Origin of the sequence: Desulfosporosinus acididurans, from assembly GCF_001029285.1 — a bacterium.
Classification (GTDB): Bacteria; Bacillota; Desulfitobacteriia; order Desulfitobacteriales; family Desulfitobacteriaceae; genus Desulfosporosinus; species Desulfosporosinus acididurans.
The window spans coordinates 72,912-87,934 of sequence record NZ_LDZY01000002.1 but is presented as its reverse complement, the minus strand read 5'-3'; the positions used below and the strand labels follow the sequence as shown (position 1 = coordinate 87,934).

Below are 15,023 nucleotides of genomic sequence, written 5' to 3'. Positions count from 1 at the left end.
CGAATCGACTCCAGAAGGCGTTTTAATCCTATTGAATTGTATGTTAGCCGCATACCTAGCGTGTACCATATGTGAAGCAAAAGATCAAGACTATGCCCTTTTTAGATTAAGCTTTTACAGCAAACTTACTGTCTGAGCAAAAATATCCTTGACGGCACGCCCAGAAGCGCAATCCATCTCGACAATACTCTTCCCCTCATTGATTGCTTTGACAGCGGCAGGATCAAAGGGTATTTTTCCTACGATAGGAAGTCTAAGTCTTTGGCAAAACGATTCAATTTTTTCTGTATTCTCTTGACTTACATCAAATTTATTAATACAAATTGCGATTCGCGTTTGAAATTTCTCAGCAGTTTTAATGATTCGTTCCATATCACTAATGCCTGAGATAGAGGGTTCTGCCACAATCAGTACCATATCAACACCGTTCAACGAGGCGATCACTGGACAGCCAATCCCCGGTGATCCATCAATGATCGCCAGGTCGGCGTTAATTGCTGTATACTTCATATACCTTTTTACTTCGGTTACCAGCATCCCCGAATTACCGCTTCCCATTTTCAGCCGCGCAGTGGAAAACACTCTATCACCAGAATAAAGCATAAGTTCGCCTGCTACAGAAGGTTGATAGGATATAGCCTTTACAGGGCAGATCGCTTCACAGACACCACATCCTTCGCAGGCGAAGCTATCAACGTTATAAGGACTACCTGCCTGAATTGCCTCGAAATGACAATACTGCTGACACAAACCACATTGCACACATAATTCCGGATCAATCGCTGCTTTGGACATACCGTAGAAGTTGGCTCGTCTGGCTTCCGAAGATTGATGTAAAATCAAATGCAAATTGGGAGCATCGACGTCACAATCTGCAAAAGCCCTGGCTTCAGATAGCTTAATAAAGGCGCTGGCAACCGTTGTTTTACCGGTACCGCCTTTGCCGCTAAGGATGAGTAGTTGCTTCATTTTGCACCCCCTTAGACACTATTTGAAGCATCGAAGAGAAGAATTCCCGATACGTTTCATTTTTTCTAACGGCAATATGCCCTTGCGCATTTAGGGTTCCCAACTCATTTTCAAAAGGGATCTTGCCTATGATATTGATACCTTTTTCCAAGCAAAATTCTTCCGCCGGATTGTCTCCTTCCTGGCACTTATTGAGGACCACACCGTGTGGCTTACCAAACAAAGTCACCAGCTCATGAACCATATTTAGATTGTGAACCCCAAATAACGTAGGTTCAGCCACCAGTAGGCAATAGTCCGCGTCCTTAATACTTTCCATAACTGTGCAGGCGCTGCCGGGAGGACAATCAATAACTGTGAATTTCTTATTCCCCTGGAGATTCTCTAAAAGTGTCTTTATAATCGGAACGCCCGATTCTTTCCCAGTATGTAATATTCCTGTAATGACTTCAACATTCCCGGAAACACCTCTTTGAACCTCGCCAACAGCATAATCTTTCTCCGACAGAGCCTTTTCCGGGCAGAAGAGCACACATCCGCCGCAGAAATGACAAACGTCGTCAAATATAAGCAAATTATTCTTGATATAGGCTAAGGCGTTAAACCTGCAAAAATCGATACATTTCCGACATCCGCTGCAGAGTTTATTATCCACACTAGGAATTTTGACAGAAACGTTCTCCGTTTTTATATCCTTGGGGTTAAAAAAAAGATGCCCGTTAGGCTCTTCAACATCGCAGTCGATATAACAGGAATCTATAGCAGAAGCTGCCAAATTAACGGATACCAGTGTTTTGCCTGTGCCGCCTTTGCCGCTGAGCACAGCGATCTTCATCTTAGGTTCCTCCATGGCCATGAAATCCAGCATGAATCTCTTCTAATAAAGCTAACTTTCCTTCAACGAAAGCTGTAAGATTATCCTTAATTGAGTCGTTAATCGTTTTAAATAGTTTAATATTAGCTGCTTGAATAATTTCTGCTGCATTTTCACCACATCGTGGAGTAATCAGAGCGTTCACCCTATTATCCACAACAATTTGTGCAGCCTTTATCCCTGCACCGCCTTGACTGGCAATTGCACTATTATCAAGAAATACACTTTCCTTTGACTCGGTATCATAAATCAAATAATAGGGTGTCCGTCCAAAGGATTCACTTACACTTGCTTCCATTGACTTGTCATTAACCGGAATTGCAACTTTCATAAAAGAATCCTCCCAAATTGCGCATTTAGAATATTTTGTTGAAAATGGCATACACTAGTTTCTTGATCAATTTTATTTTTCCTGAAAAGCTCGGTTACATCGATGCTTCTGACAGCCGCCACAACCACAGTACGGTTCAAGGCCGTCACAAAGTTGATAATCTCCGCCTTCAATCCTTAGCACTTTCCCTTTGACTAACGACTCTGCAAGCTTTTTCCGAGCATCATTATAAATACGCTGAACTGTTGTACGTGCTATCTTCATTTGGTCTGCAGACTCTTCCTGAGTAAATCCTTCCAAATCAATCAACCGTATCGTTTCATACTCATCAACAGTCATAGTCAGAAAATGTTCTTGATTAATAGGAACGTTAAGCGGCCCAAATTGGTTACTTTCCGGCAAACAACATACTTTTCTCCATTTTCTTGGTCTTGGCATAATTCGTTCTCCTCTGCTTGTGACGTAAGGAACAGAAGCGTTCTCCTGCTTCTTTATCTTATATCATTATTTTACGATTATGTCATCCCCTTGCCAGATATAGAAACAATTTCGCCGAAAAACTATGCCCCTTTGATTATGCACTACGACCCATTAACCTCCATCACGGATAGTCTCCTTTCAGATTATTGACATATGCCTTTTTCAAGCTTAATTATACATCATTAAAAACATATGTCAATAATTACGATTCTAACTGACATGCTGTTCTCTAGAAAGTGAGTAAGTGAACTCGTTTCAGCAAAAGCTGAACATCGGATAAAAAGCCTTCTGATAAATTGTTATATACAATCTCTCAGAAGGCTGGATGAAAAGCCTTATTGCATTCATAGACTAGGTTACTGAATAGGATAGGCTCCTCTGCTGCTAAGGTAATTAAATAAGTCTTCGCCATGCTGCTGCTCTTCCTTTTGGATATGATTTAGGGCCTGGCGAATATTATGATCTTGGCACTCGAAGATAACCGTATCATAGGCGCCCGAGATATACTTCTCTGTTACAAGCATATCTTTGGTCAAGGCGACATCATTAGGATTTACAGTTTGTCCGGCAGGATTTGTTTGCGCTGCTTGATTCTGCCCTCCGGTCTGCTGACCTTGGCCTTGACCGCTTATGGTTGGCGTTTGGCCGTTTAAAATTTGGTTGAGAGTGTTAAAATGTTGTTTTTCATGAGAAGCATGGTCATTGAATAACTGTTTGAGTTGTTGATCTTGAGCCTCATTAGCATATTTCGTGTATTTTTGAACACACATTTCTTCATGGCTTTTTTGATCTTGAAGCATCATCCGTTCTTTTTGACTGATCATGGAGAACCACCTTCCTATGTATACGTATAGGCGCACCTACCTGACTTATAGTATTCACTTGGTCGGATGGAACTATGTATTGTATTCAGACCCTAAAGCGATAGCCTGCACCCCATACAGTTTCTATGTATTGAGGATTGGAGGGATCGCTTTCGATTTTCTCCCGCACTCTTGCAATATGTACCGTTACTGTCGATGAGTCCCCTAAGGCTTCTAAACCCCAAACACGCTCAAATAACTCTTCGCGTCCGAACACACGATTGGGATTTTGGGCCAGATATAAAAGTAAACTAAATTCTTTCTGAGCTAAGCATACTTCCCGGCCGAGCACAAAAACTCTATGGGATTCTTGATCGATCTTCAGCCCACGAATCGTCAACGTTTTCCCCTTTTTGACACTGTCTCGGAATCTCTGTTTTAATCGTTCATAATTCTCCAGATGAGCTTTTACTCTAGCGACTAATTCGCCGGGACTGAAGGGTTTGGTAATATAATCATCGGCACCCAGGCTGAGGCCTTTAATCTTATCGATTTCTTCCTTTTTGGCAGAGACTAAAAGAACGGGAATATCTTTATCCACTTTCATGCTCTTTAAAATTTCCAAGCCATCCATTCCCGGAAGCATGATATCCAAAATCAACAAATCAATATCGTTTTCCTGAAAGATTCTTAAACCCTCTGAGCCGTCTGCGCACACAAGAACCTCAAAACCGGCAACTTCAAGATAGTCTCTTTGCAATTCTGCGATACTCAAATCATCTTCAATTATCAAAATCTTTTTCTTCATTTAACCTTCTTAGTATTATGATTTACTTAAGGAAATCATAATACTCGTTCCCTCCTCCCCCTGACTAGTAGCCCAAATTCTCCCTTCATGGCCCTCAATAATTTGCTTAGCTATTGCCAATCCCAGACCGCTTCCTTTACTTCGAGCCCTGTCAGATCTATAGAATCGGTCAAAAATATAGGGCAAATCCCCTTCGCTGATACCCGAACCATTATCCCGCAGTTCAATAATAATGCTGGTCGGCGTATCTCTGAGAAGAATTTCGATTTCGCCTTGATCTTTGTTCATATATTTACGAGAATTATCAAGAATATTCACGATGACTCGTTTCATTCTCGCACGATCTAGAAAAACAAATTGCTTTTGGCGCAGATCATTTCGCAAAGAAACCTTGATCTGACTCCTTTCCAATTCCGGCTCACTTTCAAGCAGGCAGAGTTTAAGATAATCCTCAATATCCGTTTTTTCAAAATCAAAAGGAATTTGGTTTAAATCTAGTTTAGCATAAAGAAGTAAATCATCAATCATTTGGTCAACTTGATGAGCCTTCAAAGAGATTGTTTTGAGATAACGTTCCCTTTTCTCGGGTGTATTGGCAATCCCGTCTAAAATTCCTTCAATATATCCTTTGATAGAGGTTACAGGGGTCTTTAAATCGTGAGATATACTTGAAATTAACATTTTTCGATTATCCTCATACTTCAGTTGCGTATGAACAGAATCCTTTAGTCTGAGGCGCATAACTTCAAGGTCGCGGCATAAGGCCTGAATTTCTTGATCCCCTTCTTCAACAATGGCCTGATCGAGATTTCCTCGGCTAATTTCCGCAGCGGCACTTTGTAAATTACGAAGCGGTTTAAGAATTGTGCGCGAAAAATGATATGATACAAGACTATTCGTTAACATAAAGACAAGCACAAAGGTTACTCCAATGATGATTATAAATCTCGTAAAGTTTATTGCCGCTTGATCTAAAGGTGCTAACAACAAAACGTTTCCCTTCGTACCATCCTTGAACTGCAGGCTTATCGATTGAACGGTATAGGTATTGTCTCCAATCACAACGGGTTCTGTTCTCTTCATATTCCCTGCATCCAAAGCCTTTTCCATATCGATTTTACTTAGATTGAGGGAAGAAAAGATTACCTTTTCATCTTTTATAACCACAAGCTGCCCATGAATCTCTGCCAGCCGTTCTTGTAGATGTTTTTGAACCCCCCCGTCTTCGATGAGTTCTGGAGTTTGTTGAAGAACATTGGTTTCGGTATTTAAAAGCTCAAACTTAATTTCCGACAAACGTTGATAATTTTTGAAGGATAGATCATCGCCGGAAAGCTTGCCGTAAATAAAAAGAAAAGCCACGGCAATAAAAACAGTAATCACCGTTGGAATGATGACTGTTGAAGCGTTGGCTAAAATCATGCGTTTTTTGAGGTCCATTAATCGTCACCCTATAATTCCTTTTTATCAAATAAATAGAATCCCGCTGTAAATAACATAATGCTTGACCCCAGCATAATCAAGAACTGTCGCATAATTTTTGCTAAGGGAAAGGATTTCATAAGAAATAAATTATACCAGTCCAGTTGCGTAGTCATCAAGATACTTGAGTATTGTGAAAAGAACACTCCCAATACTTTTAAGCCTAAAAAGATTAAAATTGATACAAAGAAAACAGAAATTCCACTCTTAAGTAAATTTGTCAAGAGAACAATTCCTAAAGCCAAAACAACCATAGGAAACAAGCTAACGATATAAGAGAATACAGTTCTAACAAAGGAATCCAGAGTTGCTGAATTGGTATTGAAAATAAAACCCGCCATGATCGAAAAAAATAGCAGCAAGAGCAGAGTTGCTAAAATGAATATACTGATAGCGGTAATTTTAGCAGCGAAGATTTTTAAACGGCTCACGGGCCGGGTTAAGGTTATGCGCATATTATTGTGAGCAAACTCTCCTGAGAAACTATCAATAGTTACTAACGCAGTAAACAGGGGCAAGATAGTGTTGACAACAACTGACAATACAAGCATGGGAAATTCCATACTGCCTGCCGTTCTGAGCCCAAAGCCGCTCCTTACCCCTACAATAATAATTTGACCTATAACAATAACAGCCAGAGAAAGCAAAAGGGCGGCCAAAGCCTTTTTCTTTTTATAAAGTTTCTCTAGTTCATTAACCAACGCTGCTTGAAAGACGGCCATTTCGTTCTACCTCACTTACAAAATAGTTCTCAAGTGTCGCATAGTTTCTCAAAATTGTCTTAGTGCTCTCGACATTAAGTATTTCACCATTATAAATCACCCCAATACGATTACACGTCAACTCGACATCATGAATCAGATGACTGGAGATAAAAAATGTGGTCTTTTCTTCATCAGCTAATTTCTGAATCAGCTTACGGATATCGATCATTCCCTCGACGTCAAGACCATTTAAAGGTTCATCCAGAATAACGACTTTAGGCCGGGATAAAATAGCTGCCGCTAAACCAAGTCGCTGCTTCATTCCTAAGGAGAATTTCTTCGGTTTTTCATGTTTATATTTAGACATACCCGTTAGTTCCAGAACTTCATCAATGCGTTGATAATCCACATCCGGGTAAAATCTTGCCAGCTGTTTCAAGTTATCAAAAGCACTAAGATAAGCATAAGCTTCAGCGATTTCGATCAGACAGCCAACCTTAGCCATCGCTCGTTCATAGTCTTCCGTTATGCTGTGTCCGAAGATTTTTACATCACCATAATCAGGGTGAATAAGTCCTGTCATAAGTTTCATGGCGGTGGTTTTTCCGGCACCGTTCGGCCCCAAGAAGCCAAAAATATCTCCTTCAGAGATTTCTAAGTTAATATTCTTAATTCCCCGCCCATTTTCATATTGTTTTGTTAAATTCTTGATCTCTATAATCGGTTCCATACCTGCCTCCTTCAATGGTAAGAGGACTGCCGGGTTAACCGGCAGTCATAACTGTTTTCCGCTGTATATTAGGGCAAATGGGCTATTCCAAGTCCGGGCTGAAGGTGGAATCGAAGATAATACCGCCCTCAGAGAATGTAGTGCTTTCATTTAAATATATTTTCCCGGCATGTTCGTCGAGGAAGAAAGCCTCATTTATTCCTGCATCTGTTCTAAACTTATATTCTGGAGAATTTTTATCCTTCGACTTCGTGGCCGTAAAACTAAAATCTCGTTTCGTAGTAGCATATTGATCAAATCCCGTTTTATACACCTCATAATATCGTCCGGTCGCCGATGTTTGATCAATTTGTGTAATCTCAATAATTCGTTCCCCGACTTTAACAAACTTACCGTCTTTCGTGATTAGAATGTCATTTTTAAACTTACCCATAAACTCTTGAGGGTTCGATATTTCAGGCCCGGAATTTTCATTTTTAATAACATTTTTAACAACTTTCTTTCCACTCAGATCAGGTTTGGTTACTACCGTGGAGTTTATGTTGGTCAGCTTCGCTAAAACCTCTATCGTTATAGCATGAACGGTTCCCTGCTCATCCTTCCCGGAGACAACAGCTGACCCCAAAATACTCTCCATTACACCATCTTTATTAATCTTTGCCGTCCCGTCAATAGTTTTGACAAAAACATCCTTGCTGAGATGGGGTAAATTGTTGTCTTGTTGTCCATTAAACTGTTGTTTCATTTCAAAGGAGGCGAGTGCATTGATCAACGAAGGAATTTGCACTTCTGTGAGTGAGCCGGAAAGGACTTTGCTTCCGTCCGGGTTCTCCGTAACCACAACATTATCCTTAAGATTTCCGACAATAGCATCTGCTATTTTTTCAGCATCATCAGCATTATTTTCTTTGAAAGGATTGGAAAAGGCCATATCTTTTCGCTCTTGAGTATATTCCGTAACATAGTAGGTGGGATCATCATTAGACAACCTAATATACGTTGCCTTATCGAAATAGGTTTGACGACTGTAATTATTTCCGTTGATAGTTTGTTCGGATGTCGTCTCTTCTCTGGCAGTCTTTGTCCTATCGCACTTCTCGGTTTGATTCATAAAAGATAATGTTTTCCCATTATCTTTTACATCATAAGATATATCCATTGTAAAACTCTTAAGGTTATCACTGCATTGAGCAGCCGTAAATTTAAGGGCATCTTTCAATTGATCATATCCGCTCTTGGCTGCTATATCGGCTATGGCCGTCGTGGCAAGCAGCATTGCCCCCAGGGTAAAGCTCAAAACCATGGTCGTTTTCTTGGTTAATTTCATGGATCCAACTCCTTATCCGTTTTCCAGAAGCTTCCGTAACTTTATTTTAGCAGTTTGCCCTTGAATTTCTCTAAACGATTTATTAACAAATTATTAACTGTTCATGCCAATATCAGTAGATATACCAGAAATCCTTTTGGAAAATTATATCATAGGATCTGTTAAATACGCTTGCACTATTACTTAATCAACTGATCAATTCATTTTTCTTGCATGACTATTATGATTAGAGATATAACAAAAAAAGAAAGAGCATCATGTGCTGCAAACTCATCATGCTCCCCTTACAACGAACCGCTCTAAATGGGTGGCTAAATTGGGACGACGCAAAAGCCGAGAAACAGTCTTACCTTTAATAAAGGGGAAATGGCCGTTTATTTTTTTATACAAAAACTCCCTCTTTTCCAATTATCAGAATGGCAATTGAGAACTCTGAAGCTCAAAATCATTCAAATTAATTCAAATCTCCCCTTGGTATTAATTTAGCTGTTATTTATAATAAATATTTCACAAGAGCTTGTGAATAAATAGATTTTGAACAACTATGAATCTTATGCTATATTAAAATCAGTCGGTCTGATGGTCTGACCACATACTAAATTTCACAAACTTTATTCCTTCTTTTCATTATTCAATCTCTTTTAAACCCATCTTAAATCAACAGGGAGGTTTTACTCATGGAAATTCTCGTATGTATTAAGCAAGTTCCAGGAACCTCAAAAATTGACGTAGACCCAATTACAGGTGTCTTGAAACGCGACGGCGTTGACTCCAAAATGAATCCTTATGATCTATTCGCCCTTGAAACTGCCTTAAGACTTAAAGAACAACATGGCGGAACTATTAAAGTCATTAGCATGGGACCGCCACAGGCTAAAGACGTTATCAGAGAAGCTTATATGATGGGCGTTGACGAAGGGGCTTTAGTTTCAGACCGGAAATTTGCGGGAGCCGATGTTTTGGCCACCTCTTATACAATTTCTCAAGGAGTTCGCCAGCTTGGCAGCTTCGATCTCATACTTTGCGGCAAGCAGACAACGGATGGAGATACAGCCCAAGTTGGCCCGGAGATGGCTGAATACTTGGGCATCCCCCATATAGCTAATGTCTTAAATATTATTGAAGTCAACGATACTTCCATCCTTGTCGAAATGGATATGGCTAATACCATAGAAGTTGCCGAAATTAACTTCCCTTGCCTCTTAACTGTAGAAAAGGATATTTTTCAGCCCAGACTTCCTTCCTATAAGAGAAAATTAAGCACGAAGGACAGGGAAATTAAAATTATCTCCTTTAAGGATTTTGAAGATCAAAATGAGCATAGGTATGGACTCGCAGGTTCTCCCACTCAAGTAGAACGCATATTCCCGCCGTCCGCTAACACTGACAGAGAAACCTGGACAGGCACTCCAGAAGAGTTAAGCTCTCAAATTGTCAATAAACTTAGACAGTTTAAGTTTGTTTAGGGGGGAAGATTTATGAGTAAATTAATTTGCCATCAAGAAAATCTGGACGAATCCAAAATTCAAGAATTAGTGGCTATTTGCCCTTTTGGAGCTCTTGAAGCTAACAACGGGACCCTTGAAGTCACAGCCGGATGTAAAATGTGTAAGTTATGCGTCAAAAAAGGTCCCAAAGGGGTTATGGAATTTATCGAAGATGCTGTACCTTCCGTCGATAAAAGTTTATGGAAGGGTATTGCAGTCTACGTTGATCATATCGAAGGAGAAATTCATCCTGTAACCCTGGAACTAATCGGTAAGGCCAGGGAACTTGCCTCTGTTGTCAATTTTCCCGTTTATTGCATTTTTATCGGTTGTAACATTAAAGATAAAGCTCAAGAACTGCTTCATTATGGTGTCGACGAAGTATTTGTCTATGATTATGAAGAATTAAAACATTTTCGTATTGAACCTTATACCGCAGCCTTTGCAGACTTTATTCAAAAAGTAAAACCATCGTCTTTGCTCGTCGGCGCAACTACTATCGGGCGTTCTCTGGCTCCCAGAGTAGCGGCAAGATTTCGAACCGGATTAACCGCTGATTGCACAACCCTGGAAATGAAGGAAAATACTGATCTGGTGCAGATCAGGCCCGCTTTTGGAGGCAACATTATGGCTCAGATTATTTGCCCTAATACAAGACCTCAAATGGCAACGGTTCGCTATAAGGTTATGACTGCTCCGGAAAAGCAAGATGAGCCCAGCGGTAAGGTTACGCTTTGTGATTTAGATCCGGCAAAATTAGCGTCTGGAATTAACGTTTTAAAGGTAACACGCAAAGAGATTGAAGAAAACATCTCTGATGCTGAGGTAATTATCGCTGTCGGACGAGCCCTCAAATCCGAAAAAGATTTGAAGATGATTGAAGAGTTGGCTCAATTATTAGGCGCCCAAATTGCAGGCACGCGCCCCTTAGTTGAAGCAGGTTGGTTAAATGCCAAACGTCAAATCGGCTTATCTGGACGAACTGTCAAACCCAAGCTGATCATTACCCTCGGAATTTCTGGTGCTGTCCAGTTTACTGCCGGCATGAACGGTTCAGACCAAATTTTCGCTATCAACAAAGACCCACAAGCCTCAATTTTCAATATTGCTCATTATGGAATCATTGGAGATATCTATGAGATTGTTCCTCAACTCATTGAAAATTTAAAAAGATCCGAGACTCTGGCTTGTGCGCGCTAAGAAATAAAGCCAGTAAACTCAAGAAAAAACTATACGGACCGCCTTTTCTCGCCATCCCTGACTTCAGAGATATTCAGGCAATCCACTCTTGAAGAAATATACGTAATGAGCTGCAAGGTGCCGATAAGCCCGTCCGCTTACCGGCATGAGCAGGAGTTGTTGTACTTTCGGAAAGTAAAAACGCGGAGGTATTTTCATGAATAACTATAAAACGCTGGATGCTCATGATAGAGAATTTTTAGTCTCGTTACTAGGTGAAGAACGAGTTTTCACGGGTGAAGCAATTAGTGATGATTTCAGCCATGATGAATTAGGAGGCATTAGTAAACTTCCGGAGGCTTTAGTCAACGTTTTGACCACCGATGAAGTCTCTAAAATTATGCGCTATGCCTATGATAACAATATTCCTGTTGTAGCACGCGGTTCGGGAACAGGTCTTGTTGGGGCTTCAGTTCCTATCTTCGGAGGGATCATGCTGAACATGTCCGGCATGAACAAGATCCTGGAACTGGATGAAGAAAACTTAACCCTCACCTTAGAACCCGGAGTACTCTTAATGGAAATCAGCAAATATGTTGAAGATCATGATTTGTTTTACCCGCCGGATCCTGGTGAAAAGTCAGCTACCATTGGGGGAAACATTAATACTAATGCCGGCGGCATGAGAGCCGTTAAATATGGTGTAACCAGGGACTATATTCGCGGTCTGGAGATTGTCCTGCCTAACGGCAGCGTTATTAATGTCGGCGGAAAAGTTGTCAAAAACTCATCCGGTTACAGCATAAAAGATTTAATATGTGGATCAGAAGGAACACTGGGCATTGTGACCAAAGCAACCTTGAAGTTAATCCCGCTGCCGAAAAAAGCAATTTCTCTCTTAATACCCTTTCCTGATCTTGATAAAGCCATTAGTACTGTTCCAAAGATTATTAAGTCCAAAAGTGTTCCTACGGCCATAGAGTTTATGCAGAGGGAAGTTATTCTTGCAGCCGAGGAATTTCTGGGCAAAAAGTTCCCTGACAACTCTTCCGATGCCTATCTCTTGCTGACTTTTGATGGCAATAGCATCGAAGAATTAGAAAAGGACTACGAGAAAGTGGCGAATATTTGTCTCGAGGAAGGCGCTCTGGATGCCTTTATTATTGATACCGACGAGCGAAAAGAAGCTGTCTGGTCTGCTCGAGGCGCATTCCTAGAGGCAGTGAAAGCTTCAACCACTGACATGGACGAATGTGATGTTGTTGTTCCGCGTAATAAAGTTGCCGAGTTTATTAAATACACCCATCTCCTGCAGGAAGAATTTGAGGTTAGAATTAGAAGCTTTGGTCATGCCGGTGATGGCAACCTGCATGTCTATGTGTTAAAGGATAACCTTTCTGATGAGGCTTGGCCAAAGAAACTTGCGGAAGTTTTTGACGCAATGTATCGAAAATCTCAGGAACTTCATGGACTGGTATCTGGAGAGCATGGCATTGGCTATGCCAAAAAGCAATATATGTTCGACCAATATGAACCTGAATTTGTAGAGCTCATGAAAAATATCAAATTAGCCTTTGACCCTAAAAATATTCTTAATCCCGGTAAAGTATGCGAATAAGATTGTAATATGATTGATGAGTTGCGGCAAATGACAAATTGTTTGCTGCAACTCTTTTTATTTTTCGCTAAAGATAATTTTAGATTCCTTAATCTACACTTTGCTAAGTACTGATTTTAGTGATTGGAGACTAGACTATTTGATCTTGTCCTAATGTACAAGAAACGGTCTAACATCTTCAAGGGCTTTTCTTAATTCTTCAAGGGCATGTTCATCCATTCTGCCGGAATTTCGCATTCTTTGAATTAAGTCTTCAGGAGTAATTCCTTGCATTCGCATAGCTGATATAATCTCTTTTTCGTCTTTCGTTAAATCCTTCCATTCTCGCACGGTAAGCACCTCCAAATAATTGAAACGGGTTGTCGTTTGAAATCTAGTCTTTGAATTGACGTTCGGTTCTATTCATAGATTTTAAAGTGAGTAAACTCAGGGCTGCAGCAAAACTTGTTGGCACCCTCATTGAATCCCCATCGGGACTTCAGTGACGAAATTGCTATTCCATAACAAGTGCTATCGCGCTGAAGGGTACGTTGGTTTTCACAAATTCTTGACATTTTCTTAAAATTTTCTCCTCCAATATTGGGCATTCTAAACAATGTTCCAGTTAAATAACTACAAGGAGGAGTGCAAATTGTTAAAAAAGTTTGCAGTGGCTTCATTAACCGTAGCTTTTCTGGCTTTAGGTGCCGGAACCTGCTTAGCTGCTCCGGATCCTGCGAAACTTGATGAGCTTAAAGCCTTAAACCAGCAAATGTTCACGCTGAAAAAGCAAATGGTGGATAAACAATTGGAAGCTGGACTCCTTGATCAGGAAAAAGCAGCCAAAATCAAAACCTTCATTGAAGAGCGTCAAAAGCAGGTTGAAGAGGATTTTGCTAAAGGACAATATTCCGGCTTCGGAAAGAAACACGGTCATGGCTTTAGTAAACCAGGCCCTTCTCCAAGTAACAGTTAGTCTTAAGTAACCTTACAGATTATCAACTGGAACAGCCCCTCGGCTTATAAGCTGAGGGGCTTGCTTAATTTATCCACTGGTAACAAAGAATATGGTTAACTTATTGCAAAAATGCCATAAAATGTAAGGTTCTATCGTAAGAATTACATAGGAGTATTTAGGAGGAATAAATGTGAGACATATTCTTGCCAGAAGCGAACTTTGCCTCGGATGTAAGAGCTGTGAACTGGCTTGCGCCGTTGCCCATTCAACCAGCAAAACGTTGTGAGCCAAAATTCGGTTGACTTTTTCGGCCTCTCAGTCATGTCTGCCGGTATTACCAAGCTTAATAAAACCATGGAAACAGGAGGTTGGGAAGAAGAATCATCGCAAAGAATCATTGATGGCAGAACCATCTACCAAAAGCTAATTTGGCAGGGGGACGTCCTTAAGGGCTTTATCCTCGTTGGTGACACCTCCCAGTGTGGTGTTTTGACAGCTTTAGTCAAATCAGGGCGGCCTTTAACCCGGGCTCAAAAGAAAGTCGCACTAGGGAAACGGGGAACCTTAGCAGCGGAACTAATAATTTAAAACGAAGCAACAATCCTTTAATGCTTTCTGTACAAATTAAGAAGGAGAATTCGACAAATCCTTAATTTTAGCGATTAGTTTCGTATAGACCTTATGCATATGAGGTTCGGTACTATAGGTGTTGATTTCAGCTAACGGAATCCATTTAACGCCGCTGTTTTCATCTTCCTTAACCCTAAGCAAATCCTTTTCATCCGCTTCGATTAAGAAAGCAACGGATAAATGCAAGTGGGGGGATACGTAAATTCCGCGTTTTATGTGCCCTAAAACAGTCAATATATCCAAGGAGAAAATATCGTTGGAAAGCGGACGAATAGTCTTTACGCCCGTCTCTTCCCGCAGTTCTTTTATTGCTACAGCCAATAAATCTTCGTCCCCGTCAGCATGGCCTCCTATCCATGACCAGGAGTTATAAATATTATGATGGACCATAAGCACTTTATCTTTGCGACTGTTGACCGTAAAGGCTGAACAGGTAATATGTGCCACCTCATTGTTCCTTGTCAAAATATCTTCAAATACTTCAGCACAGTCTAAAAAGACCTCTTTATCCTTCGCTTCTTGTTCATTATAGGGAGAATATTGCTTTACTAATTCAAACATGGTCCTCTCTCTTTCTTTATAACTTCTAGTAAGTTATTCTGGTAATTAAATCAGATTAATCTTCCTTACTAAAAATATCCCCTTATTTTTCCTTATCATAACA

17 protein-coding genes and 1 pseudogene are annotated in these 15,023 nt (G+C 40.4%); 6 read left to right on the top strand and 12 right to left on the bottom strand.

The genetic code is table 11. The features are described from left to right. Positions 1–114: 114 nt before the first annotated feature. The 10 genes from DEAC_RS02465 to DEAC_RS02420 form a co-directional block, all read right to left on the bottom strand. The gene (locus tag DEAC_RS02465; RefSeq protein WP_047808466.1) at positions 115–969 is read right to left on the bottom strand and encodes an ATP-binding protein; all 855 of its coding nucleotides are present in this window, start codon (positions 967–969) and stop codon (positions 115–117) included. Further along, positions 947–1,804 (bottom strand): nucleotide-binding protein, encoded by an 858-nt coding sequence (locus DEAC_RS02460; protein WP_047808465.1) that lies wholly within the window; start codon positions 1,802–1,804, stop codon positions 947–949. Before DEAC_RS02460 ends, DEAC_RS02465 begins: the two co-directional genes overlap by 23 nt. A 1-nt stretch (position 1,805) precedes the next feature. Continuing rightward, entirely contained in the window at positions 1,806–2,174 is a 369-nt protein-coding gene (locus tag DEAC_RS02455) for a NifB/NifX family molybdenum-iron cluster-binding protein (protein ID WP_047808464.1), read from the bottom strand. Between the two features lie 72 nt (positions 2,175–2,246). After that, on the bottom strand, positions 2,247–2,612 hold the full coding sequence (locus DEAC_RS02450; protein WP_047808463.1) for a DUF134 domain-containing protein: 366 nt from the start codon (positions 2,610–2,612) through the stop codon (positions 2,247–2,249). Between the two features lie 398 nt (positions 2,613–3,010). Next, on the bottom strand, positions 3,011–3,478 hold the full coding sequence (locus tag DEAC_RS02445; protein WP_047808462.1) for a DUF892 family protein: 468 nt from the start codon (positions 3,476–3,478) through the stop codon (positions 3,011–3,013). An 85-nt stretch (positions 3,479–3,563) separates the two neighbouring features. Then, complete coding sequence (locus DEAC_RS02440) at positions 3,564–4,265, bottom strand: response regulator transcription factor (protein ID WP_047808461.1); 702 nt, start codon at positions 4,263–4,265, stop codon at positions 3,564–3,566. 15 nt (positions 4,266–4,280) lie between these two features. Continuing rightward, positions 4,281–5,705, bottom strand: coding sequence for a sensor histidine kinase (locus tag DEAC_RS02435; RefSeq protein ID WP_047808460.1), 1,425 nt, complete (start codon positions 5,703–5,705; stop codon positions 4,281–4,283). Between the two features lie 11 nt (positions 5,706–5,716). Beyond that, positions 5,717–6,469, bottom strand: a complete 753-nt coding sequence (locus tag DEAC_RS02430) for an ABC transporter permease (RefSeq protein WP_047808459.1) — start codon at positions 6,467–6,469, stop codon at positions 5,717–5,719. Continuing rightward, positions 6,441–7,181: an ABC transporter ATP-binding protein gene (locus DEAC_RS02425; RefSeq protein ID WP_047808458.1), complete on the bottom strand. Its 741-nt coding sequence runs from the start codon at positions 7,179–7,181 to the stop codon at positions 6,441–6,443. Before DEAC_RS02425 ends, DEAC_RS02430 begins: the two co-directional genes overlap by 29 nt. A gap of 82 nt (positions 7,182–7,263) precedes the next feature. Further along, positions 7,264–8,508 carry a hypothetical protein gene (locus DEAC_RS02420; RefSeq protein ID WP_047808457.1) on the bottom strand — a complete coding sequence of 415 codons (1,245 nt, stop codon included), beginning with the start codon at positions 8,506–8,508 and terminating at the stop codon, positions 7,264–7,266. Between the two features lie 677 nt (positions 8,509–9,185). Here DEAC_RS02420 and DEAC_RS02415 point away from each other — a divergent pair. The 3 genes from DEAC_RS02415 to DEAC_RS02405 all read left to right on the top strand — a co-directional run bounded on the left by DEAC_RS02415 (position 9,186) and on the right by DEAC_RS02405 (position 12,792). Further along, positions 9,186–9,974, top strand: coding sequence for an electron transfer flavoprotein subunit beta/FixA family protein (locus DEAC_RS02415; RefSeq protein ID WP_047808456.1), 789 nt, complete (start codon positions 9,186–9,188; stop codon positions 9,972–9,974). 12 nt (positions 9,975–9,986) lie between these two features. After that, positions 9,987–11,195, top strand: coding sequence for an electron transfer flavoprotein subunit alpha/FixB family protein (locus tag DEAC_RS02410; RefSeq protein WP_047808455.1), 1,209 nt, complete (start codon positions 9,987–9,989; stop codon positions 11,193–11,195). A 196-nt stretch (positions 11,196–11,391) separates the two neighbouring features. Then, positions 11,392–12,792 (top strand): FAD-binding oxidoreductase, encoded by a 1,401-nt coding sequence (locus tag DEAC_RS02405; RefSeq protein WP_047808454.1) that lies wholly within the window; start codon positions 11,392–11,394, stop codon positions 12,790–12,792. A gap of 150 nt (positions 12,793–12,942) precedes the next feature. Here DEAC_RS02405 and DEAC_RS02400 read toward each other — a convergent pair whose 3' ends face one another. Continuing rightward, complete coding sequence (locus DEAC_RS02400; protein WP_047808453.1) at positions 12,943–13,122, bottom strand: hypothetical protein; 180 nt, start codon at positions 13,120–13,122, stop codon at positions 12,943–12,945. Positions 13,123–13,423: 301 nt separating this feature from the next. On the opposite strand from DEAC_RS02400, the gene DEAC_RS02395 reads away from it, so the two are divergent. The 3 genes and pseudogenes from DEAC_RS02395 (at position 13,424) to DEAC_RS02390 (ending at position 14,317) form a co-directional block, all read left to right on the top strand. Then, complete coding sequence (locus tag DEAC_RS02395) at positions 13,424–13,747, top strand: DUF2680 domain-containing protein (protein WP_047808452.1); 324 nt, start codon at positions 13,424–13,426, stop codon at positions 13,745–13,747. Between the two features lie 172 nt (positions 13,748–13,919). Next, positions 13,920–14,012 (top strand): annotated as a pseudogene (locus tag DEAC_RS24090) (4Fe-4S dicluster domain-containing protein); the annotation flags it as partial. After that, positions 14,012–14,317 carry a hypothetical protein gene (locus DEAC_RS02390; protein WP_282434434.1) on the top strand — a complete coding sequence of 102 codons (306 nt, stop codon included), beginning with the start codon at positions 14,012–14,014 and terminating at the stop codon, positions 14,315–14,317. The pseudogene DEAC_RS24090 and the gene DEAC_RS02390, both read left to right, overlap by 1 nt. Before the next feature lie 36 nt (positions 14,318–14,353). Here DEAC_RS02390 and DEAC_RS02385 read toward each other — a convergent pair whose 3' ends face one another. Next, on the bottom strand, positions 14,354–14,920 hold the full coding sequence (locus DEAC_RS02385; protein ID WP_047808450.1) for an NUDIX hydrolase: 567 nt from the start codon (positions 14,918–14,920) through the stop codon (positions 14,354–14,356). Positions 14,921–15,023 lie beyond the last annotated feature (103 nt).